21 protein-coding genes are annotated in these 24224 nt (G+C 54.3%); 9 read left to right on the top strand and 12 right to left on the bottom strand.

The window, feature by feature from the left end:
• Positions 1-3: 3 nt before the first annotated feature.
• From C1N64_RS03375 to fdhD, 3 genes are all read right to left on the bottom strand, one after another.
• On the bottom strand, positions 4-966 hold the full coding sequence (locus tag C1N64_RS03375; protein ID WP_394515251.1) for a VirK/YbjX family protein: 963 nt from the start codon (positions 964-966) through the stop codon (positions 4-6).
• Between the two features lie 287 nt (positions 967-1253).
• Complete coding sequence (gene sodA, locus C1N64_RS03370; RefSeq protein WP_006121393.1) at positions 1254-1871, bottom strand: superoxide dismutase [Mn]; 618 nt, start codon at positions 1869-1871, stop codon at positions 1254-1256.
• A 222-nt stretch (positions 1872-2093) separates the two neighbouring features.
• A complete protein-coding gene (gene fdhD, locus C1N64_RS03365; protein WP_226374606.1) occupies positions 2094-2867 on the bottom strand; it encodes a formate dehydrogenase accessory sulfurtransferase FdhD in 774 nt (257 codons plus the stop codon).
• Positions 2868-3341: 474 nt separating this feature from the next.
• Here fdhD and fdhE point away from each other — a divergent pair, with 474 nt between their 5' ends.
• The 3 genes from fdhE to C1N64_RS03350 all read left to right on the top strand — a co-directional run bounded on the left by fdhE (position 3342) and on the right by C1N64_RS03350 (position 6058).
• Positions 3342-4265, top strand: a complete 924-nt coding sequence (fdhE, locus tag C1N64_RS03360; RefSeq protein WP_039339184.1) for a formate dehydrogenase accessory protein FdhE — start codon at positions 3342-3344, stop codon at positions 4263-4265.
• Positions 4266-4304: 39 nt separating this feature from the next.
• Positions 4305-4916 carry a glutathione S-transferase gene (locus C1N64_RS03355; protein WP_033737305.1) on the top strand — a complete coding sequence of 204 codons (612 nt, stop codon included), beginning with the start codon at positions 4305-4307 and terminating at the stop codon, positions 4914-4916.
• 392 nt (positions 4917-5308) lie between these two features.
• On the top strand, positions 5309-6058 hold the full coding sequence (locus C1N64_RS03350) for a MipA/OmpV family protein (RefSeq protein WP_033737302.1): 750 nt from the start codon (positions 5309-5311) through the stop codon (positions 6056-6058).
• A 211-nt stretch (positions 6059-6269) separates the two neighbouring features.
• On the opposite strand, the gene glyS is transcribed toward C1N64_RS03350, so the two are convergent.
• Together glyS and glyQ are read right to left on the bottom strand one after the other, a co-directional pair.
• The gene (glyS, locus tag C1N64_RS03345) at positions 6270-8339 is read right to left on the bottom strand and encodes a glycine--tRNA ligase subunit beta (RefSeq protein WP_394515250.1); all 2070 of its coding nucleotides are present in this window, start codon (positions 8337-8339) and stop codon (positions 6270-6272) included.
• A gap of 9 nt (positions 8340-8348) precedes the next feature.
• Positions 8349-9260 carry a glycine--tRNA ligase subunit alpha gene (glyQ, locus tag C1N64_RS03340; protein WP_006121387.1) on the bottom strand — a complete coding sequence of 304 codons (912 nt, stop codon included), beginning with the start codon at positions 9258-9260 and terminating at the stop codon, positions 8349-8351.
• Positions 9261-9541: 281 nt separating this feature from the next.
• On the opposite strand from glyQ, the gene C1N64_RS03335 reads away from it, so the two are divergent.
• Positions 9542-10537, top strand: coding sequence for an acyltransferase (locus C1N64_RS03335; protein ID WP_006121386.1), 996 nt, complete (start codon positions 9542-9544; stop codon positions 10535-10537).
• A 1-nt stretch (position 10538) separates the two neighbouring features.
• On the opposite strand, the gene yieH is transcribed toward C1N64_RS03335, so the two are convergent.
• The gene (yieH, locus tag C1N64_RS03330) at positions 10539-11201 is read right to left on the bottom strand and encodes a 6-phosphogluconate phosphatase (protein WP_394515249.1); all 663 of its coding nucleotides are present in this window, start codon (positions 11199-11201) and stop codon (positions 10539-10541) included.
• 148 nt (positions 11202-11349) lie between these two features.
• On the opposite strand from yieH, the gene C1N64_RS03325 reads away from it, so the two are divergent.
• Positions 11350-12663 (top strand): NCS2 family permease, encoded by a 1314-nt coding sequence (locus C1N64_RS03325; RefSeq protein ID WP_172913528.1) that lies wholly within the window; start codon positions 11350-11352, stop codon positions 12661-12663.
• Positions 12664-12725: 62 nt separating this feature from the next.
• Here the strand turns inward: C1N64_RS03325 and C1N64_RS03320 are convergent, their stop codons facing one another.
• The 6 genes from C1N64_RS03320 to rpmH all read right to left on the bottom strand — a co-directional run bounded on the left by C1N64_RS03320 (position 12726) and on the right by rpmH (position 17364).
• A complete protein-coding gene (locus C1N64_RS03320) occupies positions 12726-13316 on the bottom strand; it encodes a malonic semialdehyde reductase (protein WP_006121383.1) in 591 nt (196 codons plus the stop codon).
• A gap of 215 nt (positions 13317-13531) precedes the next feature.
• Positions 13532-14896 (bottom strand): tRNA uridine-5-carboxymethylaminomethyl(34) synthesis GTPase MnmE, encoded by a 1365-nt coding sequence (gene mnmE / locus C1N64_RS03315; RefSeq protein ID WP_006121382.1) that lies wholly within the window; start codon positions 14894-14896, stop codon positions 13532-13534.
• Between the two features lie 89 nt (positions 14897-14985).
• On the bottom strand, positions 14986-16626 hold the full coding sequence (yidC, locus tag C1N64_RS03310; RefSeq protein WP_006121381.1) for a membrane protein insertase YidC: 1641 nt from the start codon (positions 16624-16626) through the stop codon (positions 14986-14988).
• A 2-nt stretch (positions 16627-16628) separates the two neighbouring features.
• Positions 16629-16886, bottom strand: coding sequence for a membrane protein insertion efficiency factor YidD (gene yidD, locus C1N64_RS03305; RefSeq protein ID WP_006121380.1), 258 nt, complete (start codon positions 16884-16886; stop codon positions 16629-16631).
• On the bottom strand, positions 16850-17209 hold the full coding sequence (rnpA, locus tag C1N64_RS03300; protein WP_013023999.1) for a ribonuclease P protein component: 360 nt from the start codon (positions 17207-17209) through the stop codon (positions 16850-16852). Before rnpA ends, yidD begins: the two co-directional genes overlap by 37 nt.
• 14 nt (positions 17210-17223) lie before the next feature.
• Entirely contained in the window at positions 17224-17364 is a 141-nt protein-coding gene (rpmH, locus tag C1N64_RS03295; RefSeq protein ID WP_000831330.1) for a 50S ribosomal protein L34, read from the bottom strand.
• A gap of 598 nt (positions 17365-17962) precedes the next feature.
• Between rpmH and dnaA the strand changes: the two genes are divergently transcribed.
• The 4 genes from dnaA (at position 17963) to gyrB (ending at position 24111) form a co-directional block, all read left to right on the top strand.
• The gene (gene dnaA / locus C1N64_RS03290; RefSeq protein WP_006121378.1) at positions 17963-19369 is read left to right on the top strand and encodes a chromosomal replication initiator protein DnaA; all 1407 of its coding nucleotides are present in this window, start codon (positions 17963-17965) and stop codon (positions 19367-19369) included.
• Between the two features lie 4 nt (positions 19370-19373).
• Positions 19374-20474, top strand: coding sequence for a DNA polymerase III subunit beta (gene dnaN / locus C1N64_RS03285; RefSeq protein ID WP_006121377.1), 1101 nt, complete (start codon positions 19374-19376; stop codon positions 20472-20474).
• Between the two features lie 125 nt (positions 20475-20599).
• Positions 20600-21685: a DNA replication/repair protein RecF gene (gene recF, locus C1N64_RS03280; protein WP_006121376.1), complete on the top strand. Its 1086-nt coding sequence runs from the start codon at positions 20600-20602 to the stop codon at positions 21683-21685.
• A gap of 17 nt (positions 21686-21702) precedes the next feature.
• On the top strand, positions 21703-24111 hold the full coding sequence (gene gyrB / locus C1N64_RS03275) for a DNA topoisomerase (ATP-hydrolyzing) subunit B (RefSeq protein ID WP_172913529.1): 2409 nt from the start codon (positions 21703-21705) through the stop codon (positions 24109-24111).
• Positions 24112-24224: the final 113 nt, after the last annotated feature.

Below are 24224 nucleotides of genomic sequence, written 5' to 3'. Positions count from 1 at the left end.
CGATCAGGCAGCCGCCTGATCCACCGCATGCTGGCCAGTAGCCGTGTTCACCTGCTCTGCCAGCGTATCCAGCAGCGTATAACGACGGCGGTATTCGGCCCGCTTCTTGCTGGCAATTTCCTCAAGCGTTTTTCGTGGCAACATCAGCGGCAGTGCAAACATGCCGTCAGCGCGGGCCTGACCATTCAGCGTCAGCCAGAATTCACTGTAGCTGGCACAGAATTTATCGCTTTTACTGTGGCGATAACGCAGACTACGAAAAACATGCGTTTCATCGCCTACTGCGGCTATTTTTTTGACATCACACTGCTGCGACAAAATAAAGACCACCTCCATAAGCAAGCGCTTAGGAAATAAACCATGTGCCGCTTTCGTTGCGTCGCGAATCACCTCATTACTAATGGTTTTTCGCGGTCCCTGTAATCCTCCAATCACTAAGGTGCGTTCATTATCTTCATTCAAAATCGTGAATGACAGAGAGGCAATTCCCTCGCCCTGATAACGCAGCACTAAGGTGACTTCACCCTCACGATCGTAAAAGCCAGAACGGCAGGCAATAACAAAGTCTTCGTCGTTTTTACCCACAAGTCTGGCCAGAACAGTCTCTTCACCACTTTGCAAAATCTGGCGAAGCGATAAATTCGCCAGGTTGTTCATCAGATTATAGTGATCAAGAATCGCCTGCGCCCGTTGCGCGACGCTCATTCCCGCACGCAGATAGGGGCGATGAAGCTTCGCGGGTAACAGTCCCTGTACGTGCATTAACTGGGTGATTCTTGGTAACGCAGAAAGTTGCTGTAAATAACGCAAAGTCGTAACAGGTGCAATAATGGTTCTTAAAGCAAATTTAAGCCGGAATCGCCGGCTCCGCCAGATTTTGTTGGGGACGTACTTTCCGCTAAGTAATTGAAAAAATAAACTGGCGTATGAATCCGCCATCACATCGTGTGTAGTATAAATAGACATAGCCGACATTCTTATTGGTCTGATAATGACACTGATGATAAAACGACCGGCATCAACGGCAGGTTAATGACTCAAATTGTTAAAAATTTAGCGGGGTAAACTGACGCTTCGTTTAATTTTCGTTTAGGCCCTTAAGCCCGACTGCATGTGTGCAGGTAGTTTGAAGGTAATAAAATGCCAGAGCAGGCACCATTGAGAAGTTGCAGGGTGGAAGAACAGCATCCTGCGGGCGTAAAAAAACCGGCAGAGCCATTCTGCCGGTTGAAAGTACGTGTGGCGCTTAGCGCTTACTTAGCGGATGCGAAGCGCGCTGCCGCCTCGTCCCAGTTAACCACGTTCCAGAAAGCTTTGATGTAATCCGGACGTTTGTTTTGATACTTCAGGTAGTAGGCGTGTTCCCACACATCCAGACCGATGATAGGGTAACCCGATACGCCAGCGATCGCTTCGCCCATCAGAGGGTTGTCCTGGTTAGCGGTTGAAACCACGGCCAGTTTGTCACCTTTCTTAACCAGCCAGGCCCAACCGGAGCCGAAACGGGTCGCTGCCGCTTTTTCAAACTCTTCCTGGAATTTTTCTACGCTGCCGAAATCTTTTTCAATCGCGGCTTTCAGCTCGCCCTGCAGCGTGGTGCCGGTTTTCAGGCCTTTCCAGAACAGGCTGTGGTTAGCGTGACCACCCGCGTTATTGCGCAGCGGGCCTTTTTTATCTGCTGGCAGCTGATCCAGTTTGGTGATCAGTTCATCGACAGGCAGATCGGCAAATTCAGTCCCTTCCAGCGCCGCATTGGCGTTGTTGACATAAGTCTGGTGGTGTTTGGTGTGATGGATTTCCATCGTCTGCTTGTCAAAATGCGGTTCCAGTGCGTCGTAAGCGTAAGGCAGGGATGGCAGTGAATAACTCATGTTCTTCCTCTCCATTTAGTGTTTGAGCAGCACGACAATGTCGGCACGTGCCGCGTAAGCAGTCGTATCATTATAGTTAAATTCATGATCGGTAAAAGCGTAATCAATGCCCTATTAAACATAAGGTTTTGAAAAAGCATGCAAAGCAGCCAGATTTTTCGGTGGCGGAAAGCCTGGGTGCGTAAAGAGGATTACCTGCAAAGCGCCCCGAACACGCAGACGTTATCTCAGCCGCTGCGGATGACTATAGATGGTGGCACGGCCCGGTTTACTGAATCCTACCAGGGTAAGATGACAGCGTTCGGCCACCTCCACCGCTAACTGGGTTGCGGCAGACACGGCAAACAGAATTTCAACGCCGCACATTGCCGATTTCTGCACCATTTCATAGCTGGCCCGGCTGGAGACCAGTACGGCACCATTGCCCCATTCGGCCTGACTGCGATAGCCCAGCAGTTTGTCCAGTGCCACATGGCGGCCGACATCCTCACAGCCATGAATCAGTCCACCCTCAGGATGTATCCAGGCGGCCGCGTGCGTGCAGCCTGTTTTTTGCCCGACGGGCTGGACGTCCTTGAGCTGCGCCAGCGCGCTGTCCAGCTGCGCCAGGGGAAAAGTCTGCGTAAACGGCAACGGCGTCAGCGGCTTTCCGATCTGCTCCAGTTGCTCCACGCCACATACGCCGCAACCCGTCCGGCCGGCCAGCGCTCGCCGTTGGGCTTTCAGCGCCATAAAACGTCGGCTGGATAATTCAATCTGCACCTCAATGCCGTGACAACCGGTCACCACATCCATTCCGAAAATATCGGCCGGAGAATCGATGATGCCTTCTGAGAGTGAAAAACCGACAGCAAACGCCTCCAGGTCCTTGGGCGTTGTCATCATCACAACGTGAGAAATACCGTTATACACCAACGCCACGGGCACTTCTTCCGCTAACCAGTCGGCCTGAGCATGGTGCAGGTCGTCACGTTGCCAGACATGGATTTCACGCAAGCCTGCTCGCTCACTCGCACCGGTTTCCTCTTTCACTTCGTTGTTCTTCACGTTGTTCTGACCCTGAGCTGTTGCGGATGGCGTAAAGGTAACCCTGTTGCGCCATGCTGAATAGCTTCTATTCTGTACCCTGCGCCGTGCTGCAACAAGTCTGTGGGGGGCAGACAGCATAAAGCGTGAAAGGCCCACCGATTTGCCGTTATTCACAATGCGTTATGCCTGTTGTCGCCGGCGAAAAATGTATTTCATACTGAAGATAAAGGGCTGGACTGCTATGCTCAGCCTGTTGGGAGCTGTTTTGCACTGCGGTTTCCTGACGCGGTTTTCCGCCTGCTTTGCTCGCTGAGAACCGCTCACGAGGGAAAATGGCGAGAGATCCGGCCCATAACGGCTATTCGTAGCCGATACAGACAACCTCATTTTTGCTGGTGTCGTGAGTAGCGTAATCAGCCAACAAACAGGAAAATGCCTTTTATGCGCATCCGCATTATCCCGAAAGACCCGTTGGAGAAGAGCGAAAAAAACCCAGCGGAAATGATCCCGCCGTTACTCTTCCCCCGGCTGAAAAATTTATACAGCCGTCGGGCGGCGCGTTTGCGTGATCTGGCGGCAAAAAATCCTTTGGGTGACTATTTACGCTTTGCCGCCGTCATCGCCCAGGCGCAGGAAATCGTTCTGTACGATCATCCTCTGCAGATGAACCTTCACGCACATCTGCTCAGGAGCGCTCAGGAAGATAAAGCGCCGCTGGATATTCATACTCTTTCGCGCGATCCACACTGGCATCGCCTGCTGCACTCGTTAGTTGCGGAGCTAAAGCCCGAAATGAGCGGTCAGGCGCTGGCGGTGTTAGAGAACCTGGAGAAAGCGTCAGCGACCGAGCTGGAAACGCTGGCCAGTGCCCTGTTTGCGGGTGAGTACGCGCAGGTGAGCAGTGATAAAGCCCCTTTTATCTGGGCTGCGCTGTCGATCTACTGGGCACAAATGGCGGCATTGATTCCCGGTACGGCTCAGGCGGAGATGGGCGCACAACGCCAGCACTGCCCGGTATGTCACAGCCTGCCGGTCGCCAGCATCGTACATATGGGTTCGCATGAAAGTGCGCGCTACCTGCACTGCAACCTGTGCGAAAGTGAATGGCACGTCGTGCAGAACACCTGCTCTCATTGCGACCAAAACCGCGATCTGCATTACTGGTCACTGGACAGCGAGCACGCGGCCGTCAAAGCAGAAAGCTGCGGCGACTGTGGCAGCTACATGAAAATGCTTTATCAGGAAAAAAATCCGGCCATTGAACCGGTCGCCGACGATCTCGCCTCTTTAGTGCTGGATGCACGTATGGAGCAGGAAGGTTTTGTACGCAGTGGCCTGAATCCTTTTATGTTTCCCGGTGAATAGTTTTTTGCTGAGGAAACCTCGCTAAACGGGAGTAACGCAATGAAACTGATTGGCAGCTATACCAGCCCCTTTGTCCGCAAGATTTCTGTCATCATGCTGGAAAAAGGCATGATGTTCGAATTTGTTAATGCGTCGCCCTACAGCGAAGACAGCCATGTTCCGCAATATAACCCGCTGGGTAAAGTGCCCGCGCTGGTCGCGGAGGATCAGCAGGTCTGGTTCGATTCCAGCATCATTGCGGAGTACCTCGAACTGCGTGGTCAGGCACCGGCTTTATTGCCCGCTGATCCGCTGGCGTCTTTAAAGGTTCGTCAGCTTGAAAAGCTGGCCGATGGCATCAGCGATGCGGCACTGGTGATCGTACGTGAGCAAATGCGGCCAGGTAACGCCCAGTCAGAAGAAGTGCTGTTACGCCATCGCGACAAGATTCAGCGCGGGCTGGACAGCCTGGAAAAAGAAGTGAGTGAAGGAAAGTGGATCGATAATGGCGAACTGAATCTGGCCGACATTGCCACAGGCTGCATGATTGGCTACCTGAATTTCCGTCGCGTTGTCCCTAACTGGTGCGTTCAGCGGCCCGCACTGGTCAGGCTGGCCGAAACACTCTTTCAACGGGAAAGTTTTGCCCGAACCACGCCGCCGGCATCCTGATCGGCGAGGCTGTCAGCGCTGATGCCGGTAGCGGTGCTGACAGCCTGTTTCCTTAGCGCATTTCAGCGCTGCAATCCTTGCTTTCCCACGTAAAGGGCTGTCGACGTCTCCGTTATTCCCCTTACCCATCACCACGGAATGGCACATTCGCGCAGTAGCCTGAACCTGTCCGTCGTGACCAGTATAAACAGGGGATGAACTCCGTGAGAATAAGCGTAGCCATCTCTTGCATTGCTGCAGCGGCTCCGATATACCTTTCGGGCAGCCCTGTTCTGAGACAACCCGCGCGTTCAGGATGAAAAGGCGGCACAAATTTTTATGTATGCTCACGCCCCGTTTCGGGCTGTGAGGCCTGACAGATCACCGCCTCAGCCAGACGATAACCGGACAAAATGACGACCATCCCATTACGCTTCAGAACGGCATTGTGTTGCCTCCTGCTCGGTAATATTACGCATGCCTGGGCTGAGGGGCTGACCCTGGGTGCGCAGGGGGAAGCGAACTTTACGCCCTATCGCGCGTATAAAACTCAGTTTTCTGGCCTGCCCTATGTGGGCTATGACAATGATCATGTCTATATTGATGGCACAGAAGTGGGTGCCTATTTTATCAAAGATGACACCACACAACTGAAAGCGCGCTGGTGGTATCTGGATAACGAATTTGATCCGGACCAGACCTCTGATTCGGCACTCCGCCAGTTACGCATCCGCCACAGCACCATGATGGGCGGCATGAGCTACCAGAAGATCACGCCCCTTGGTGCGTTTCGAACCGAATTGTCTGGCGATACGCTGAACGAAAGCCGGGGATGGCTGGGTACGGTTGCCTGGGCAGGCCAGGTCTCTCTGATGCAACTTGACGTTTATCCTCAGGCCGGTGTGGACTGGCTCAGTAAACAGCAGGCAAGCTATTACTACGGGGTAAGCGAAGAGGAATCTGCCCGCAGTGGTTTACCGACCTGGAACCATCAGGGCGTAACGCCATGGCTTGCCGTGGCGTTTGACTGGCACCCTGTAAAATCCTTCCATGTCTACCTGCAACCCAAAGTCACCTTCCTTACAGGGGCCCTCCGCGACAGCCCGATGACGGATCAACAGTATTTCTGGACGCTGTCTTCAGGCGTGACCTGGACATTCTGAAGCTGCACGCCGCGCAGTGCCGCAGCCCATTACAGGGTTCGTGGCCGTCCGGCTTTAATAACAGCCCCTGCGCTGCCAGGATGCCTTCGCAACCACAGGTGTTGTCAGTTCTTTTATTGCGTCCGCAAAAAGATAAAGTGCCACCAGCAGGTCGGGTGGCGGCATAAAAAAAGGGACGATATCTCGTCCCTTTTATCTGTATCAGAACCGATTACTGCAGCAGCGAGATATCGGCCACCTGCAGGAACAGCTCACGCAGTTTCGACAGCAGCGTCAGTCGGTTAATTCGCACCGCCGGGTCTTCTGCATTCACCATCACTTTATCGAAGAAGTTGTCTACCGCTTCACGCAGCTGCGCCAGTTCAATTAACGCATCCTGATAACGTCCTTCTGCAAAGTAAGGCTGCAGTTTGCTGCTCAGGGCGGTCACAAACGTGGCCAGTTGGATCTCTTCATTTTCTTTCAACAGTGATGCCTGAACGCTGTCATTCAGCGGTTCTGTTGATTTTGCCAGAATATTCGAGACACGCTTGTTGGCCGCCGCCAGCGCGGCCGCTTCATCAAGCGTACGGAAATGCGAAACCGCCTTCATACGTGCATCAAAGTCCGCCGGACGGGTTGGACGACGTGCCAGCACCGCCTGCAAGGTATCGATGCTGTGGCCTTCTTCCTGATACCAGGTACGGAAACGGCCCAGCATAAAGTCGATGACGTCATCAACCACGTTCGCATTGCTCAGCTTGCTGCCATACAGACGTACGGCCTCTTCGGTGAGCGTTTGCAGATCAAGCGGCAGATTTTTTTCCACGATGATGCGCAAAACGCCCAGCGCGGCACGACGCAGAGCAAAGGGATCTTTATCGCCTTTAGGATGTTGACCGATGCCGAAAATACCGGCCAGCGTATCCATCTTATCAGCAATGGCCAGCGCACAGGCTACCGGGCTGGACGGCAAATCATCACCTGCGAAACGCGGCTGATATTGCTCGTTCAGCGCCACAGCGACATCTTCGGCTTCACCGTCATGACGCGCATAGTGCATGCCCATAACGCCCTGGGTGTCGGTAAACTCAAACACCATGTTAGTCATCAGATCGCATTTTGACAGCAGGCCTGCGCGTGTGGCGTGATTCACATCTGCGCCCGTTTGTGCCGCAATCCAGCCCGCCAGCGCCTGAATACGATCCGTTTTATCACGCAGCGAACCGAGTTCCTTCTGGAACAATACGGTTTCAAGACGCGGCAGATGATCTTCAAGACGTTTTTTACGATCGGTATTAAAGAAGAATTCAGCATCCGCCAGACGCGGGCGCACCACCTTCTCATTACCAGAAATAATCTGCTGCGGCTCGCTCGACTCAATGTTGGTGACGAAAATAAAGTTTGGCAGCAGTTTGCCTTCCGCGTCATAAACCGGGAAATACTTCTGATCGCCTTTCATGGTGTAAACCAGCGCTTCAGCCGGCACCTTAAGGAATTTTTCCTCGAAGGTGGCGGTCAATACCACCGGCCATTCCACCAGCGATGTTACCTCTTCCAGCAGGCTGTCACTCAGGTCGGCTACGCCACCTAAACGCCGTGCTGCGGCTTCCGCATCGGCTTTGATCATGGCTTTGCGGACCTGATAGTCGGCAATCACCTGACCGCGCTTTTCCAGCACATCCGGATACTGATCGGCGTTCTCAAGCGTGATTTCACTTTCGCCCATGAAGCGGTGACCACGGATAACGCGATCGGACTTGATGCCAAGAATCGTGCCGGGGATCAGTTCATCGCCCAGCAGCATCGTAACGGTGTGCACCGGACGCACAAACTGCACGTCGCTGTAGCCCCAGCGCATCAGTTTCGGTACCGGCAGTTTGCTCAGCGCCGTGGCAATCATGCCCGGCAGCAATGCCTGCGCCGCTTCGCCTTTCACCTGAGCGCGATAGACCAGCCATTCGCCTTTATCGGTGCTCAGACGTTCAGCCTGATCGACCGTGATACCGTTACCCCGTGCCCAGCCTTCTGCCGCTTTGGTGGCATTGCCCGCTGCATCAAAGGCGGCGGCAACGGCAGGTCCACGCTTTTCTACTTCACGATCGGGCTGGGAGGCGCTCAAATGGGCGACTTTCAGCGCCAGGCGACGCGGTGCAGCAAACCAGCTCACTTCGCCATGGTTCAGATTCGCGGCATCCAGCTCGGCCGTCACCTGGGCAGCAAAGGCTTCTGCCAGGCTACGTAATGCTTTCGGTGGCAGCTCTTCGGTGCCGATCTCCACCAGGAAGGTTTTCTCAGTCATGGCTGCCTCTTACTTTTTGTTATTGCACATCGGGAAGCCCAGCGCTTCACGAGAAGCGTAATAGGCTTCAGCCACGGCTTTTGTCAGGGTGCGAATACGCAGAATATAACGCTGACGTTCGGTCACCGAGATCGCCTTGCGCGCGTCCAGCAGGTTAAAGCTGTGTGCGGCTTTCAGAATGCGCTCGTAAGCGGGCAAAGGCAGCGGTTTTTCCAGCGCCAGCAACTTCTGCGCTTCCTTCTCATACTGTTCGAAACAGGTGAAAAGAAAATCGACGTCGGCATATTCGAAGTTATACGTCGACTGCTCCACTTCATTCTGATGGAACACATCACCGTAGGTGGTTTTGCCTAACGGACCGTCGCTCCAGACCAGATCGTAAACGCTGTCCACGCCCTGGATATACATGGCCAGACGTTCCAGACCATAGGTGATCTCGCCGGTAACCGGTTTACACTCCAGGCCACCGACCTGCTGGAAATAGGTAAACTGCGTCACTTCCATACCGTTAAGCCAGACTTCCCAGCCCAGTCCCCAGGCACCCAGCGTCGGGTTTTCCCAGTTATCTTCAACAAAGCGAATGTCGTGTACGGTAGGATCCATACCCAGCGCTTTCAGCGACCCGAGGTACAGCTCCTGAATATTGTCCGGCGACGGCTTGATGATCACCTGGAACTGATAGTAGTGCTGCAAGCGGTTCGGGTTTTCGCCATAGCGGCCGTCGGTAGGACGACGGGATGGCTGCACATAGGCCGCAGCAATCGGCTCCGGGCCAAGTGCGCGCAGGCAGGTCATTGGGTGTGAAGTACCAGCGCCCACTTCCATGTCCAGTGGTTGAACAATGGTGCAGCCCTGGCGCGCCCAGTAATCCTGCAATGTCAGGATCAGGCCCTGAAAGGTCTTGGTATCAAACTTTTGCATGATGAGTTCGCACGCGGTTCGGCTAGATAAAAAAAGAGTGCGACAGTATACCCTTTGACCGCGTGATATGCAGCCGGAAATCCGGCGGCGCAGCCGCGAGAGTGGATTTTTGGTGTCAGATTTAGCCTGCTGGCGGCCTGTCATCGCCTGATTAACCGATACGGTTATGCGTTTTCATGCGATCCTGTGCACAGAGGGTTCTGAATCCCCGCTATTGCGCTTGTTGACGTCGACGCGACTGGCTACGCTTTGCACCGGGACGCACTGCGCCAGAGGACACCATGTCGCAAAAGATTTACTGGATTGATAATTTGCGGGCGATTGCCTGCCTGATGGTCATCGTCATTCACACCACAACGTGGTATCTGACCGGTCCGATGGCCATAAAAGGTCACTGGTGGGATATTGCTAACCTGTTCAATTCAGCGTCACGCATCTGTGTGCCGCTGTTTTTTATGATTTCAGGCTATCTGTTCTTTGGTGAACGCAGTACGCAGCCGCGCCACCTGTGGCGACTGCTGGGATGTCTGGTTTTTTACAGTGCCGTGTCACTGGTTTATATCAGCCTGCTGACGCCAATTGGCGAAGGCCGTTCAATTTTAAAAATGCTGCAGAAGCCGGTGTTCTACCATCTGTGGTTTTTCTTCGCGCTCATGGGGATTTACCTCTTGTCGCCCCTGATTCAGGTAAAAAGCGTGCGGCCGCGCTACGTGGCGCTACTGGTGCTGATTGTGGTGGTCCTCGCGAATCCCAATACCATGGACCAGTCGTGGGGGCGCTTTCACTGGTTGCCCATTAACCTTTACCTGAGCGGCGACAGTATCTATTACCTGCTCTACGCCTTATTAGGCCGGGCGATCGGTACCATGGACACAGAAAGACGCGCTATCACACCGTTGGCTGCCGTGACCTTTGTGGCCTGCGTGACCGGCATTATGCTGGGTACGAAGCGCGCGTTAATCGTTAATGGTGCCTTTAACGATACGTGGTATCTCTATTGCGGACCGCTGGTATTCATTGCCGCAATAAGCGCGCTGGTGGTGTTCAAAAATGCCTTTAATCAACGTACGCTGCCCGGTCTGGCCATCATTTCGCGCTACTCTCTGCCCATCTACGGCTTTCACGCCCTGTTCATCCATTTTATTCGCACCCATCACTATGACGATATGGCGCGTCCCTGGCTCGACCTGCCTGCCGTTTTTACCGTCACGCTGGTGGGCAGCTTATTACTGGGAATGCTGCTCAGTCGGGTGGATAAACGACATTGGGTGACCTGAGTCAGCGTGTCAGGTTCCAGCCTCTGGCGCGCCACAGCGCGGGTAACGCGGCCATATCGGTGAACACGGTCACCAGCGGATGATGGAGTTCGGGATTATGAGCGTCGGCACAGTAATAAAACACCGGCATGCCTGCTGCGATACCGGCACGCGCACCGGCTTCGGAGTCATCCACCAAAATACAGCGCTCGACGGGTACCTGCATTTGTTGGGCTGCGTGAAACATCAGCTCGGGTTCGGGCTTCCAGTGGTCAATATCGTAACCGCTGTAAAGACGGTCAGCGAAATGACTCAGCATGCCGGTGAGGCCCAGCGAGTGCTGCATTTTTTTCACCGTGCCGTTTGACACCACGCATATCGGTACTGCCATTTGCCCGACCAGTGCCTTCGCACCGGCTATCGGCTTCAGTTCACGGTCAAACAAACGGGCCACTTCGCGCCGGTAGGCCGGTTCAACGTCCTCCAGCGGCAGAGCGACCCGATGCGTTTCACTGACGTCGCGGATGATGTCATACAGCTTTACCCCTTTGTACTTTTCGAACATCTCCTGCAGAGAGAGCGTAATCCCGTACTGGGCAAAGGTGGTGACATACGCGCGGGTGCACAGGACTTCACTGTCAACCAGGGTACCGTCACAATCGAAAAAGACGCATTCAACAGACATCTGACTCCTCCTTTTGTTCGGGGTACCTTAACACGTCAGCGTGGCCCTGAGGGGCCGGGATATGGCAATCGGTTGCGAAAAATCATTGTATTGCCGGGGCAAAATCGCCAGGATACGCGCCGGTGAAATTTTCTTCTGGATAAATGGCATGAATAAACAAGGCCTTTTTCAGCGCGTATTCAAACTGCAGGAGCATGGTACAACGGTTCGTACCGAAGTGATCGCAGGCATTACCACGTTTTTGACCATGGTATACATTGTTTTTGTGAACCCGCAGATTTTAGGTGTCGCAGGCATGGATACCCGGGCAGTGTTCGTAACGACCTGTTTGATTGCCGCGTTCGGCAGCATCCTGATGGGGCTGTTTGCCAATCTTCCTGTCGCCCTGGCCCCGGCGATGGGCCTCAATGCCTTTTTTGCCTTTGTGGTCGTCGGCGCGATGGGTTACTCATGGCAGGTCGGCATGGGTGCCATCTTCTGGGGCGCACTGGGTCTGCTCATCCTGACTCTGTTGCGGGTACGTTACTGGATGATCGCCAATATTCCGCTTAGCCTGCGCGTAGGCATCACCGCTGGCATTGGCCTGTTCATTGCCATGATGGGCCTGAAAAACGCCGGTATCATTGTGGCCAACCCGGATACGCTGGTCAGCGTGGGTAACCTCAGCTCACACAATGTGCTGCTGGGTGCGCTGGGATTCTTTATTATCGCCATTCTGGCCTCACGCAATATTCACGCCGCCGTGCTCATTTCGATGATCGTCACCACGGCGTTGGGCTGGCTGCTGGGCGACGTGACGTTTACGGGCGTGGTTTCTGCGCCGCCATCTGTCACCGCGATTGTCGGTCAGGTTGATATTAAAGGCGCGTTCAACATCGGCATGGCAGGCGTCATATTCTCCTTTATGCTGGTCAATCTGTTTGACTCGTCCGGCACCTTGATTGGCGTGACCGACAAAGCCGGACTGGCTGATGAAAAAGGCACGTTCCCGCGCATGAAACAGGCGTTGTATGTCGACAGCATCAGTTCGGTAACGGGCGCGCTGGCAGGAACGTCATCGGTGACCGCCTATATTGAAAGTACCTCCGGCGTAGCTGTCGGCGGCCGTACCGGATTGATGGCCGTGGTCACAGGCCTTCTGTTCCTGCTCGTCACGTTTTTATCGCCCCTGGCGGCCATGGTACCGGCCTATGCTGCGGCAGGCGCGTTAATCTATGTTGGCGTGCTGATGACGGCCAGCCTGTCCCGCATCAAATGGGATGACCTGACCGAAGCCGTCCCGGCATTTGTAACTGCCGCCATGATGCCCTTTAGTTTTTCGATTACAGAAGGCATCGCACTGGGCTTTATTGCGTACTGTGTGATGAAGCTGGGCACCGGTCGCTGGCGAGAAATCAGCCCCTGCGTCGTCATTGTCGCCTTGCTGTTTGTATTGAAAATCGCCTTTATCGACGCGCATTAAAACCGTACGCAAAGGGCGGGAAAGCAGTGAGCGTTACGGTAAGCACGTAACGCTCCAGTAACTCAGACGAACTGGCAGGCCTGCTCCAGGCTCAGCCGGGGTAATCGGGGCGGGAGCTTGTCGGGTAAGCCATAGCCCAGGTTAATGAGCAGGTTGGCCTGCCAGCTGGTACCGGCAAAAAAGGCCGCGTTCACTTTAAGCGGATCGAATCCTGACATCGGGCCTGCATCCAGCCCCAGCGCACGCGCGGCCATGATCAGATAGCCTGCCTGCAGGCTACTGTTACGAAATGCGGTTTCTTTAACCAGATCGGGTGTGTTGGTAAACCAGTTTCGCGCATCGGCATGTTGAAACAACATGGTCAGATGCTGATAAAACTCGCTGTCCCAGGCAATAATCACGGTGACAGGGGCGCGCAGGGTTTTCTCAAGGTTGCCGGAGGCCAGGGCCGGCTTCAGCTTTTCTTTTCCCTCCGCGGAGGTGACAAAAACAAAGCGACCGGGTGAGCAGTTGGCCGAGGTCGGTGCCAGGGCAACCATCTGATAGAGCTTCTCCAGCAGCGACTGCTGCACCGGTTCAGGCTGCCAGTGACTGTGCGTACGGGCCTGGTAAAACAACGTATTCAGCGCGGCATCATCAAGCGGTATCGTCATATAACTCTCCAGGAAAACATCCAGTATTTAACCTGTACGTTGCGTTCACGCTTTTGGATGCCTATTCGCCCGGTTTAGTGTGAATGACCTGGCACGCCGCAAAACGTGAGCAATCTTATCCCTCGTTATCATACCTTGCGTTACGGCAACCGATGCGCAACGCACGGCGGATTGCGTTTCTGGATGCACATTTCCACCGCCGTCTGCCCGCTGAGCTACTTACCAATACAGAAACTGGAGAAAATCCGGCCTAACAGATCGTCCGAGGTAAATTCACCCGTAATTTCACTTAGCGCCTGCTGCGCCAGACGCAACTCTTCTGCCAGTAATTCCCCTGCCCATGCGCCCAGCAGTTGATGTTTTCCCTGCTCCAGGTGGGTTGCGGCTAATTCCAGTGCCTGCAAATGACGACGGCGTGCCAGGAAGCCGCCTTCCATATTGTCGGCAAACCCCATGGTCTGTTTGAGGTGATCACGTAAGGTATCAATCCCTTCGCTGGTGCGGGCAGACAGTCTGATCAGGGCATGACCATTGACGTCCGTCAGGCCGAGCGTTTCACCGGTGATGTCCGCTTTATTGCGCACCACGGTGATCGGCAGTTGAGACGGCAGGCGAGCGACAAAATCGGGCCAGATTTCCGCCGGTTCGGTCGCCTGCGTGGTGGTGCCATCAACCATAAACAGCACGCGGTCCGCCTGTTCTATTTCATGCCAGGCGCGCTCGATGCCGATACGTTCCACCTCATCACTGGCTTCGCGTAAACCGGCGGTATCAATGATATGCAGTGGCATGCCATCAATATGGATGTGTTCACGCAGCACATCGCGCGTGGTGCCGGCGATATCCGTGACGATAGCCGCTTCACGCCCGGCAAGTGCATTAAGCAGGCTCGATTTTCCGGCATTTGGCCGACCGGCAATGACGACTTTCATCCCTTCGCGCAGCAGGCTGCCCTGTCTGGCTTCCGCGCGCACCGCATCGAGATCGCGAATGACAGCATTAAGCTGCCCTTCGATTTTGCCGTCAGACAGGAAATCGATCTCTTCATCTGGAAAGTCAATGGCCGCTTCCACGTAGATACGCAGGTGAGTCAGGGCTTCCACAAGCTGGTTAACACGGACAGAGAATGCGCCTTGCAGGGAATTTACCGCCGAACGCGCGGCCTGTTCTGAGCTGGCGTCAATCAGATCGGCAATGGCTTCCGCCTGGGCCAGATCGAGTTTGTCGTTCAGAAACGCGCGTTCAGAAAACTCCCCAGGCTGCGCGATACGTAATCCGGGCAGGGCCACAATCCGTTTCAGCAGCAGATCCAGAATCACCGGGCCGCCGTGACCTTGCAGCTCCAGCACATCCTCGCCGGTAAAGGAGTTGGGGCCAGGAAACCATAGCGCGATGCCCTGATCCAGCACGCTGCCATCACTGTCGTTAAACGATAAGTAGTCGGCATAACGTGGTTTAGGGAGTTTACCCAGCACCTGGCGGGCAACCTCGGCGGCCTGCGGACCGGAAACACGCAAAATGCCAACGCCGCCGCGTCCGGGCGGCGTGGCCTGAGCAACAATGGTATCGCTATGGCTCATACATTTTCTCTCACTACAAAAAACAAAGGCGGTCGCTTTGACCGCCTGAGCATAACCTGTTTTATCGCGGGAGACCTCCCGCGACGGTTTTACGCTTTCTTCTTGTCGCGGCTGTGTAAGCCACGTTTTTCCAGCCCGCGATAGATCAGCTGCTGCTGGAGAATGGTCACCAGGTTACTGACGATGTAGTACAACACCAGACCTGACGGGAACCACAGGAAGAACACGGTGAAAATTACAGGCATATACGTCATGATCTTCTGCTGCATCGGATCGGTCACCGTCGTCGGTGACATCTTCTGAATGAAGAACATGGTGATGCCCATCAGGATCGGCAGAATATAGTACGGATCCTGCGCTGACAGGTCATGAATCCATAAAATAAACGGCGCATGACGCAGTTCAACCGAGCCAGACAGCATGTAGTACAAGGCCAGGAAGATAGGCATCTGAATCACCAGCGGCAGACAGCCACCCAGCGGATTCACTTTTTCAGCCTTATACAGCGCCATCATTTCCTGGCTCTGCTTCTGCTTATCATCCCCTAAACGCTCACGCATCGCCTGAATCTTCGGCTGCAGCATGCGCATTTTCGCCATCGAGGTGTACTGCGCTTTCGTCAGCGGGTACATGATGCCACGCACGATGAACGTGATGATGATGATGGAGAAGCCCCAGTTACCGATAAAGCTGTGAATGAACTTCAACAGTTTAAACAGCGGCTGAGAGATGAACCATAACCAGCCATAGTCCACAGTCAGGTCAAGATGCGGCGCAATCGCGGCCATTTTATCCTGAATTTCCGGACCTACCCACAGTGTGGCATCCAGTGTCTGCTGTGCACCCGGTGCAACGGTGACCGGCGCAGATTTATAGCCGATAGCCGCCACGCCATTTCCCAGATTGCTGGTGTAAAGCGTGTTGGTTCCCTGCGTGCGCGGCACCCAGGCGGTAGCGAAATACTGCTGCAACATCGCCACCCAGCCATTGGTGGTGGTGGTGTTGAGGTTTTCGTTATCGGCGATGGTATCGAACTTAATCTTTTCGTATTTCGATTCGCTGGTGGAGTAAGCCGTACCGCGGAAGGTATGCAGCGCAAAGTTATTGCTGCCGGTATCGCGGTGCTTAGGCAAATCGATGGTCTGTTTTAACTGACCAAACATTGACACTTCCAGCGGCTGCTGGCTGGTGTTGTTAATGTTGTAATCAACGTTAACTGCATAGTCGCCACGCTTGAACACAAACGTTTTGGTATAGACAACGCCGTTTTCAGCCGTGAACGTCATCGGAACACGCAGCTCGCTCTGACCGTCAGCCAGTTCGAAGTGATCCTGTGCCGTGGTATACAGCGGACGCGCACCGTTGTTCGGGTTGTCCGGACCATTACGGCCAGTCAGACCGCTCTGCGCCTGGTAGACAAACGATGGTGTGGTTTCAAGCAGCTCAAACGGCTTGTCAGAACCCAGCTTATCCGGGTAAGTCAGCAGCAGCGCCTGATCAACATCGCCACCGCGAGTGTTGATGGTTAATGACAGGACATCGGTCTTAACGGTGATCGTTTTACCCTGGCCACTGGCGGGAACACCGGTAGCATCACCGGCAGCGCTGTTGGTGTTTTGCGTGGTCTGGGTCTGCAATGGCTTCGGAGCGTGGTCCGTCTGCCAGGCTTGCCAGATCATGAAAGACACGAACAGAAAAGCGATGAGAAAGAGATTGCGTTGCGAATCCATCGTTAATGTTCTCTGGTATCAAAGGTTTTTGGCGGCACAGGATCGTCACCACCCGGGTTCAAAGGGTGGCATTTTAATACGCGTTTTAAAGTCAACCAACTGCCTTTTATCACGCCAAACCTGCGTAAGGCCTCAATTCCGTATTGAGAGCAGGTCGGATGAAACCGACAGTGTGGCCCCAGCAATGGACTGATACCGCGTTGATATACGCGTATCAGGACGATCAGGAACCGCGCGCCAGGCGACAGTGACGACGCCATAATTTCTCCAACGCTTCCGCCAACATACGGTTATCGAGATCGGCAACACCCTTTTTCGCGACCACCACAAAGTCCATCGACGGCAATTCATGTTGACGCAGACGAAAGCTTTCGCGGGTCAATCGCTTGATCCGGTTACGTTCGTGAGCGCGTTTCACATGTTTTTTCGCGACGGTAAGACCGATGCGGGGATACCCCAGCGCGTTAAGGCGGCCGAGAATAGTAATTTGCGGCGTGCCAGCCCGTTGTGGCTGCTGAAAGACGAAAGTGAAATGAGTGGGAGTTAACAAACGTAACTCCCTGGGAAATGCGAGCTTACCCATCAGGGTTAGCTTTATTACTTAGAAACGGTCAGACGAGCGCGGCCTTTAGCACGACGACGTGCCAGAACCTGACGACCATTTTTAGTAGCCATACGAGCACGGAAGCCGTGTGAACGGTTGCGCTTCAGTACGGACGGTTGAAAAGTGCGTTTCATGGCGATTTCTACCTAAACTTGAAAATTTTCACTGGGTGACGCGTTTTCGGGCCAACAAACAGACCGACGCCTCAATGTGTCTTTAATAAAGAGGCGGGATTGTAATAATTGTACAGTCCCGAGTCAATTTACTTCGCTTGTCGCGGCGCCAGAAAACCCGGATACAGCCCGCTGAGTCCGGGCATTGAGCTTTACGCGACAACGCCGGGGGGAGAATTATACGGGGTCTGCGTTAAAGCGCAAGGATCGCGCAGGATCTTATTGCGATCAAATTCGCCTGCCACACGTCAAAAACGAGAAGCCGTCCGAAAATTTGGATCATTCAGCACGATCCCAGGTGGTTTTTTCTGCCGCAGGCGTAGACTTTTACCCGCGTTCATGCCCTGTGGATAAAAAGGAGAAAAACTGTGTAGAAAGGGAAGATCTCTGTCGCGCTTTGCGCTATGATCCGCCCTTCCTCTGGCGATCCTCCGATGGTTGCGGGGTGGAAAACCGCTGATAGCGGTCGCAGGCGCTTTCTTTCGTCTGTGTCAAAAATGAACGTTTCTTAGATTAGTGCCTACTTTTTCTTATCGAATTTGTACGAGTGGAGTCCGCCGTGTCACTTACGCTTTGGCAACAGTGTCTTGCCCGTTTGCAGGATGAGCTTCCTGCCACCGAATTCAGCATGTGGATCCGTCCACTGCAGGCTGAATTAAACGACAATACGCTTGCCTTGTATGCTCCTAACCGCTTCGTACTCGACTGGGTTCGGGATAAATACCTAAACAGCATCAACGCATTGCTGAACGAATTCTGCGGTGCCAATGTCCCGCTGTTGCGTTTTGAGGTGGGCACGCGCCCGGTTCAACACGCCGCAGCGGTCAGCCAGCCCGCGATGGCCAGCGTCAGTGCGCCGGCGGAGCCTGTGCCAAGCCGTCCGGCACCGACACAGATTTTACGTCCGAGCTGGGACAACGTGCCTGCTCCTGCGGATGTGACCTATCGGTCCAATGTTAACAATCGCCATAACTTCGATAACTTTGTTGAAGGTAAATCTAACCAACTGGCGCGCGCGGCGGCACGCCAGGTGGCCGATAACCCTGGCGGTGCCTACAATCCGTTGTTCCTTTATGGCGGTACTGGCCTCGGCAAAACTCACCTGCTGCACGCCGTGGGTAATGGCATCATTGCGCGTAAGCCAAATGCGAAAGTGGTTTACATGCATTCCGAGCGCTTTGTGCAGGACATGGTAAAAGCGCTGCAAAATAACGCGATTGAAGAGTTTAAGCGTTACTACCGCTCGGTTGATGCGCTGTTGATCGATGACATTCAGTTTTTTGCCAATAAAGAGCGTTCGCAGGAAGAATTTTTTCACACCTTCAATGCCCTGCTGGAAGGCAATCAACAGATCATTTTGACGTCGGATCGTTACCCCAAAGAGATCAACGGGGTTGAAGATCGACTGAAGTCACGGTTTGGCTGGGGCCTGACCGTGGCGATCGAACCGCCTGAACTGGAAACCCGCGTTGCGATCCTGATGAAAAAGGCGGACGAAAACGACATTCGTTTGCCGGGCGAAGTGGCCTTCTTTATTGCCAAGCGTTTACGTTCGAACGTGCGTGAGCTGGAAGGGGCACTGAACCGGGTGATTGCGAACGCTAACTTTACCGGTCGGGCGATTACGATCGATTTCGTCCGCGAAGCATTGCGGGATCTGCTGGCCCTGCAGGAGAAACTGGTCACTATTGATAATATTCAGAAGACCGTTGCGGAGTACTACAAAATTAAAGTCGCAGATTTGCTCTCTAAGCGCCGTTCGCGCTCAGTCGCGCGTCCGCGTCAAATGGCGATGGCGATGGCGAAAGAGCTGACCAACCACAGTTTGCCGGAAATTGGCGATGCTTTTGGCGGTCGCGACCATACCACGGTGCTTCATGCCTGCCGCAAGATTGAGCAGTTGCGTGAAGAAAGCCACGACATCAAAGAAGATTTCTCTAATCTCATCAGAACATTATCTTCGTGACGCTATGAAATTTATTGTTGAACGTGAACAGTTGCTAAAGCCGCTGCAGCAAGTCAGCGGCCCCCTTGGTGGTCGTCCGACGCTGCCGATCCTTGGCAACCTGCTGATGCAGGTGAATGACGGATCGCTGTTGCTGACCGGCACCGATTTGGAAATGGAAATGGTGGCGCGCGTGGCGCTTACTCAGGCGCACGAGCCTGGCGCAACCACCGTGCCGGCACGCAAATTTCTCGATATTTGTCGCGGCCTGCCGGAAGGCGCAGAGATCAACGTCACACTGGAAGGCGAACGGATGTTGGTGCGCTCTGGCCGCAGCCGTTTCTCGCTTTCGACCTTGCCCGCCAGCGACTTCCCCAACCTGGATGACTGGCAGAGCGAGGTGGAATTCACGCTGCCGCAGGCAACGCTGAAACGGCTTATTGAAGCCACGCAGTTTTCCATGGCGCATCAGGACGTGCGTTACTACCTGAACGGCATGATGTTTGAGACCGAAGGCGAAGAACTGCGTACGGTCGCCACCGATGGTCACCGTCTGGCCGTCTGTTCCATGCCCGTTGGCCAGGCGCTGCCCAGCCATTCGGTCATCGTGCCGCGTAAAGGGGTTATCGAGCTGTTGCGTCTGCTGGATGGCGGCGATACGCCGCTTCAGGTACAGATTGGCAGCAGTAATATCCGTGCACATGTGGGCGACTATATCTTCACCTCTAAGCTGGTGGATGGTCGCTTCCCGGATTATCGTCGTGTGTTGCCCAAGAATCCGGATAAGGTGCTGGAAGCCGGTTGCGATCTGCTGAAACAGGCGTTTGCCCGTGCTGCGATTCTGTCGAATGAGAAATTCCGTGGCGTTCGTCTGCATATCACCGAAAATCAGCTAAAAATTACCGCGAATAACCCGGAACAGGAAGAAGCGGAAGAGATGCTGGATGTCAGCTATAACGGCAGCGAGCTGGAAATTGGGTTCAACGTGAGTTACGTGCTGGACGTGCTGAATGCGCTGAAGTGCGAGAACGTCCGTTTGCTGCTGACGGATTCTGTGTCGAGTGTGCAGATTGAAGATGTCGTCAGCCCGGCGGCGGCCTATGTCGTCATGCCTATGCGCCTGTAGGCCATCGTACGCTGGCCTGCTCGCCATTCGGGTTTCGGACAGTATTGTCCGTGACCCGAGCGGCTTGTTTTTCAAAGGCACAATCCCTTTCATCCTGACTTTTGCCCTTCACGCTGGATTGATTCATGGCTTTAACCCGCCTGCTAATAAAAGATTTTCGCAATATTGAACAGGCTGACCTGGCGTTAGCGCCGGGATTTAATTTTCTGGTGGGCGCGAACGGTAGCGGCAAAACCAGCGTGCTTGAGGCGATCTATACGCTGGGCCACGGACGTGCGTTTCGCAGTTTGCAGGCGGGACGGGTAATTCGGCACGATCAGGCCGCCTTTGTGCTGCATGGCCGGCTGGAAGGCCAGGAGCGCGAGTTCTCCGTCGGGCTCAGTAAAAATCGCGCCGGGGAGAGCAAAGTCCGCATTGACGGCAGCGACGGACATAAAGTGGCCGAGCTGGCGCAGTTACTGCCGATGCAGTTGATCACGCCAGAGGGTTTTACCCTACTTAATGGCGGTCCTAAATATCGCAGAGCCTATGTCGACTGGGGCTGCTTTCACAATACGCCGGGTTTTTTTAATGCCTGGAGCAACCTGCGGCGCCTGCTCAAACAGCGCAATGCGGCATTGCGTCAGGTCACGCGCTACAGTCAGGTTCGTCCATGGGATCAAGAACTGGTGCCGCTGGCAGAACAGATTAGCCAGTGGCGCGCCGAGTACAGTGACGCGATTTCAGCCGAGATCGTAACCACCTGCGGGCAGTTTTTACCCGAATTTGATCTGCGTTTTTCGTTCCAGCGCGGCTGGGACAAAGAGAGCGATTATGCCGAACTGCTTGAACGCAACTTTGAACGCGATCGGGCCCTAACCTACACCGCCAGCGGCCCGCATAAAGCGGACTTTCGTATTCGTGCCGAAGGTACGCCGGTGGAAGATTTACTCTCACGCGGGCAGCTTAAACTGCTGATGTGTGCATTGCGTCTGGCGCAGGGCGAGTTCCTGACTAACCAGAGCGGACGCCGTTGTGTTTACCTCATTGATGACTTTGCCTCTGAACTGGACGACAGTCGCCGCCGCCTGCTGGCGGAACGACTGAAGGCGACTCAGGCTCAGGTCTTTGTCAGCGCCATCTCGTCCGAGCATGTAATCGACATGACTGACGAAAAGGGCAAGATGTTCCGCGTGGAACAGGGTAAAATAGCGGTTCAACCTAAAGATTAAATGAGCGAGAAACGTTGATGTCGAATTCTTATGACTCTTCAAGTATCAAAGTTCTGAAAGGGCTTGATGCGGTACGCAAACGCCCGGGCATGTACATCGGCGATACCGATGACGGAACCGGTCTGCATCACATGGTATTCGAGGTCGTGGATAACGCAATCGACGAAGCGCTCGCCGGTCACTGTAAAGATATCGTTGTCACCATCCATGCGGACAACTCGGTTTCCGTACAGGATGACGGACGCGGTATTCCAACCGGTATCCACGAAGAAGAAGGCGTGTCCGCGGCAGAAGTGATCATGACCGTGCTGCACGCTGGCGGTAAGTTCGACGATAACTCGTATAAAGTCTCGGGCGGCCTGCACGGCGTGGGCGTGTCTGTGGTTAACGCCCTGTCACAGAAGCTGGAGCTGACCATTCGTCGCGAAGGCAAAGTACACCAGCAGATTTATCTGCATGGCGTGCCCGAAGCGCCGCTGGCGGTGACAGGCGATACCGACGCGACCGGTACCCGTATCCGTTTCTGGCCAAGCCATGACACGTTCACCAACGTGACCGACTTCGAATACGACATCCTGGCGAAGCGCCTGCGTGAGCTCTCTTTCCTGAACTCCGGTGTTTCCATTCGTCTGGAAGACAAACGTGACGGCAAAAACGACCATTTCCACTATGAAGGCGGGATTAAAGCGTTTGTCGAATACCTGAACAAGAACAAAACGCCTATCCATCCGACCGTATTCTATTTCTCAACCGAAAAAGACGGCATTGGCGTGGAAGTAGCTCTGCAGTGGAACGACGGCTTCCAGGAGAACATCTACTGCTTCACTAACAACATTCCTCAGCGCGACGGCGGTACGCACCTTGCCGGTTTCCGCGCCGCGATGACGCGTACCCTGAATGCCTACATGGATAAAGAGGGATACAGCAAGAAGGCCAAAGTCAGCGCCACCGGTGATGACGCGCGTGAGGGCCTGATTGCCGTGGTGTCGGTGAAAGTGCCGGATCCAAAATTCTCTTCACAGACCAAAGACAAGCTGGTGTCTTCTGAAGTGAAATCGGCCGTTGAGCAGCAGATGAATGAACTGCTGGCGGAATATCTGCTGGAAAATCCGGGCGATGCAAAAATCGTTGTCGGCAAAATCATTGATGCCGCCCGCGCCCGTGAAGCCGCGCGCCGTGCCCGTGAAATGACACGCCGCAAAGGTGCGCTGGATCTGGCTGGCCTGCCGGGCAAGCTGGCGGATTGTCAGGAGCGCGATCCGGCTCTGTCTGAAATCTACCTGGTGGAGGGTGACTCCGCGGGCGGTTCTGCCAAGCAAGGCCGTAACCGTAAAAACCAGGCTATTCTGCCGCTGAAAGGGAAAATTCTGAACGTTGAGAAGGCGCGTTTCGATAAGATGCTGGCGTCTCAGGAAGTGGCTACGCTGATTACCGCGCTGGGCTGCGGCATTGGCCGCGACGAATATAACCCGGATAAACTGCGCTATCACAGCATCATCATCATGACCGATGCGGACGTCGACGGCTCGCACATTCGTACACTGCTGTTGACCTTTTTCTATCGTCAGATGCCAGAAATTATTGAGCGTGGTCACGTCTACATTGCTCAGCCGCCGCTGTATAAAGTGAAAAAAGGCAAGCAGGAACAGTATATTAAAGACGATGAGGCGATGGATCAGTATCAGATCGCTATCGCCCTCGACGGAACGACGCTGCACACCAATGCCAGCGCACCGGCATTAGGTGGTGAGCCGCTTGAATCTCTGGTCGCGGACTTTAACAGCGCGCAGAAGATGATCAAACGTATGGAGCGCCGTTTTCCGCTGGCGATGTTACGTGCGCTGGTCTATCACGACACGCTGAGCGATCTGAGTAATGAAGCGGCCGTTAACGCCTGGATTAACGGACTGGTGAGCTATCTGACTGAACGTGAAGCGCACGGCAGCACCTATGTGGCACACGTACGTGAAAATCGTGAACTGAATCAGTTTGAGCCTGTTTTACGCGTACGGACCCATGGCGTGGACACGGATTATCCTCTGGACAGTGAGTTTATTATGGGGCCGGAATACCGCAAAATTTGCGCCCTGGGTGGCAAACTGCGCGGCCTGCTGGAAGAGGATGCTTACATCGAGCGCGGTGAGCGCCGTCAACCGGTATCCAGCTTCGAACAGGCGATTGAGTGGCTGGTGAAAGAATCCCGTCGTGGTCTGTCTGTACAGCGCTATAAAGGTCTGGGTGAGATGAACCCGGATCAGTTGTGGGAAACGACAATGGACCCAGACAGCCGTCGCATGCTACGTGTCACCATTAAAGATGCGATCGCCGCCGACCAGCTGTTTACAACCCTGATGGGGGATGCCGTTGAACCACGCCGCGCCTTCATCGAAGAGAATGCGCTGAAAGCCGCTAACATCGATATCTAATCGCACAAAAAGATATAAAACCCTTCCTCGTGAAGGGTTTTTTTTTGCCAGATCATCGTGGACCTAAACGTGACACGTTATGGTTCACGCGTGCTGAAAAGCGCCGATAAACT

It is taken from the genome of Pantoea sp. SGAir0215, from assembly GCF_043543215.1.
The sequence above is the reverse complement of the archived record's forward strand: the minus strand, read 5'-3'. Positions and strand labels throughout refer to the sequence as shown.

What these genes read in the sequence shown, in the direction of transcription:
- C1N64_RS03320 (WP_006121383.1), bottom strand. Translation starts at nt 13,316, where the DNA reads ATGACGATACCGCTTGATGATGCCGCGCTGAATACGTTGTTTTACCAG.
- C1N64_RS03355 (WP_033737305.1), top strand. Translation starts at nt 4,305, where the DNA reads ATGAAACTGATTGGCAGCTATACCAGCCCCTTTGTCCGCAAGATTTCT.
- fdhE (WP_039339184.1), top strand. Translation starts at nt 3,342, where the DNA reads ATGCGCATCCGCATTATCCCGAAAGACCCGTTGGAGAAGAGCGAAAAA.
- yidC (WP_006121381.1), bottom strand. Translation starts at nt 16,626, where the DNA reads ATGGATTCGCAACGCAATCTCTTTCTCATCGCTTTTCTGTTCGTGTCT.
- glyS (WP_394515250.1), bottom strand. Translation starts at nt 8,339, where the DNA reads ATGACTGAGAAAACCTTCCTGGTGGAGATCGGCACCGAAGAGCTGCCA.
- sodA (WP_006121393.1), bottom strand. Translation starts at nt 1,871, where the DNA reads ATGAGTTATTCACTGCCATCCCTGCCTTACGCTTACGACGCACTGGAA.
- C1N64_RS03335 (WP_006121386.1), top strand. Translation starts at nt 9,542, where the DNA reads ATGTCGCAAAAGATTTACTGGATTGATAATTTGCGGGCGATTGCCTGC.
- C1N64_RS03325 (WP_172913528.1), top strand. Translation starts at nt 11,350, where the DNA reads ATGAATAAACAAGGCCTTTTTCAGCGCGTATTCAAACTGCAGGAGCAT.
- rnpA (WP_013023999.1), bottom strand. Translation starts at nt 17,209, where the DNA reads ATGGGTAAGCTCGCATTTCCCAGGGAGTTACGTTTGTTAACTCCCACT.
- C1N64_RS03375 (WP_394515251.1), bottom strand. Translation starts at nt 966, where the DNA reads ATGTCTATTTATACTACACACGATGTGATGGCGGATTCATACGCCAGT.
- yidD (WP_006121380.1), bottom strand. Translation starts at nt 16,886, where the DNA reads ATGGCGTCGTCACTGTCGCCTGGCGCGCGGTTCCTGATCGTCCTGATA.
- glyQ (WP_006121387.1), bottom strand. Translation starts at nt 9,260, where the DNA reads ATGCAAAAGTTTGATACCAAGACCTTTCAGGGCCTGATCCTGACATTG.
- yieH (WP_394515249.1), bottom strand. Translation starts at nt 11,201, where the DNA reads ATGTCTGTTGAATGCGTCTTTTTCGATTGTGACGGTACCCTGGTTGAC.
- gyrB (WP_172913529.1), top strand. Translation starts at nt 21,703, where the DNA reads ATGTCGAATTCTTATGACTCTTCAAGTATCAAAGTTCTGAAAGGGCTT.
- rpmH (WP_000831330.1), bottom strand. Translation starts at nt 17,364, where the DNA reads ATGAAACGCACTTTTCAACCGTCCGTACTGAAGCGCAACCGTTCACAC.
- recF (WP_006121376.1), top strand. Translation starts at nt 20,600, where the DNA reads ATGGCTTTAACCCGCCTGCTAATAAAAGATTTTCGCAATATTGAACAG.
- dnaN (WP_006121377.1), top strand. Translation starts at nt 19,374, where the DNA reads ATGAAATTTATTGTTGAACGTGAACAGTTGCTAAAGCCGCTGCAGCAA.
- C1N64_RS03350 (WP_033737302.1), top strand. Translation starts at nt 5,309, where the DNA reads ATGACGACCATCCCATTACGCTTCAGAACGGCATTGTGTTGCCTCCTG.
- mnmE (WP_006121382.1), bottom strand. Translation starts at nt 14,896, where the DNA reads ATGAGCCATAGCGATACCATTGTTGCTCAGGCCACGCCGCCCGGACGC.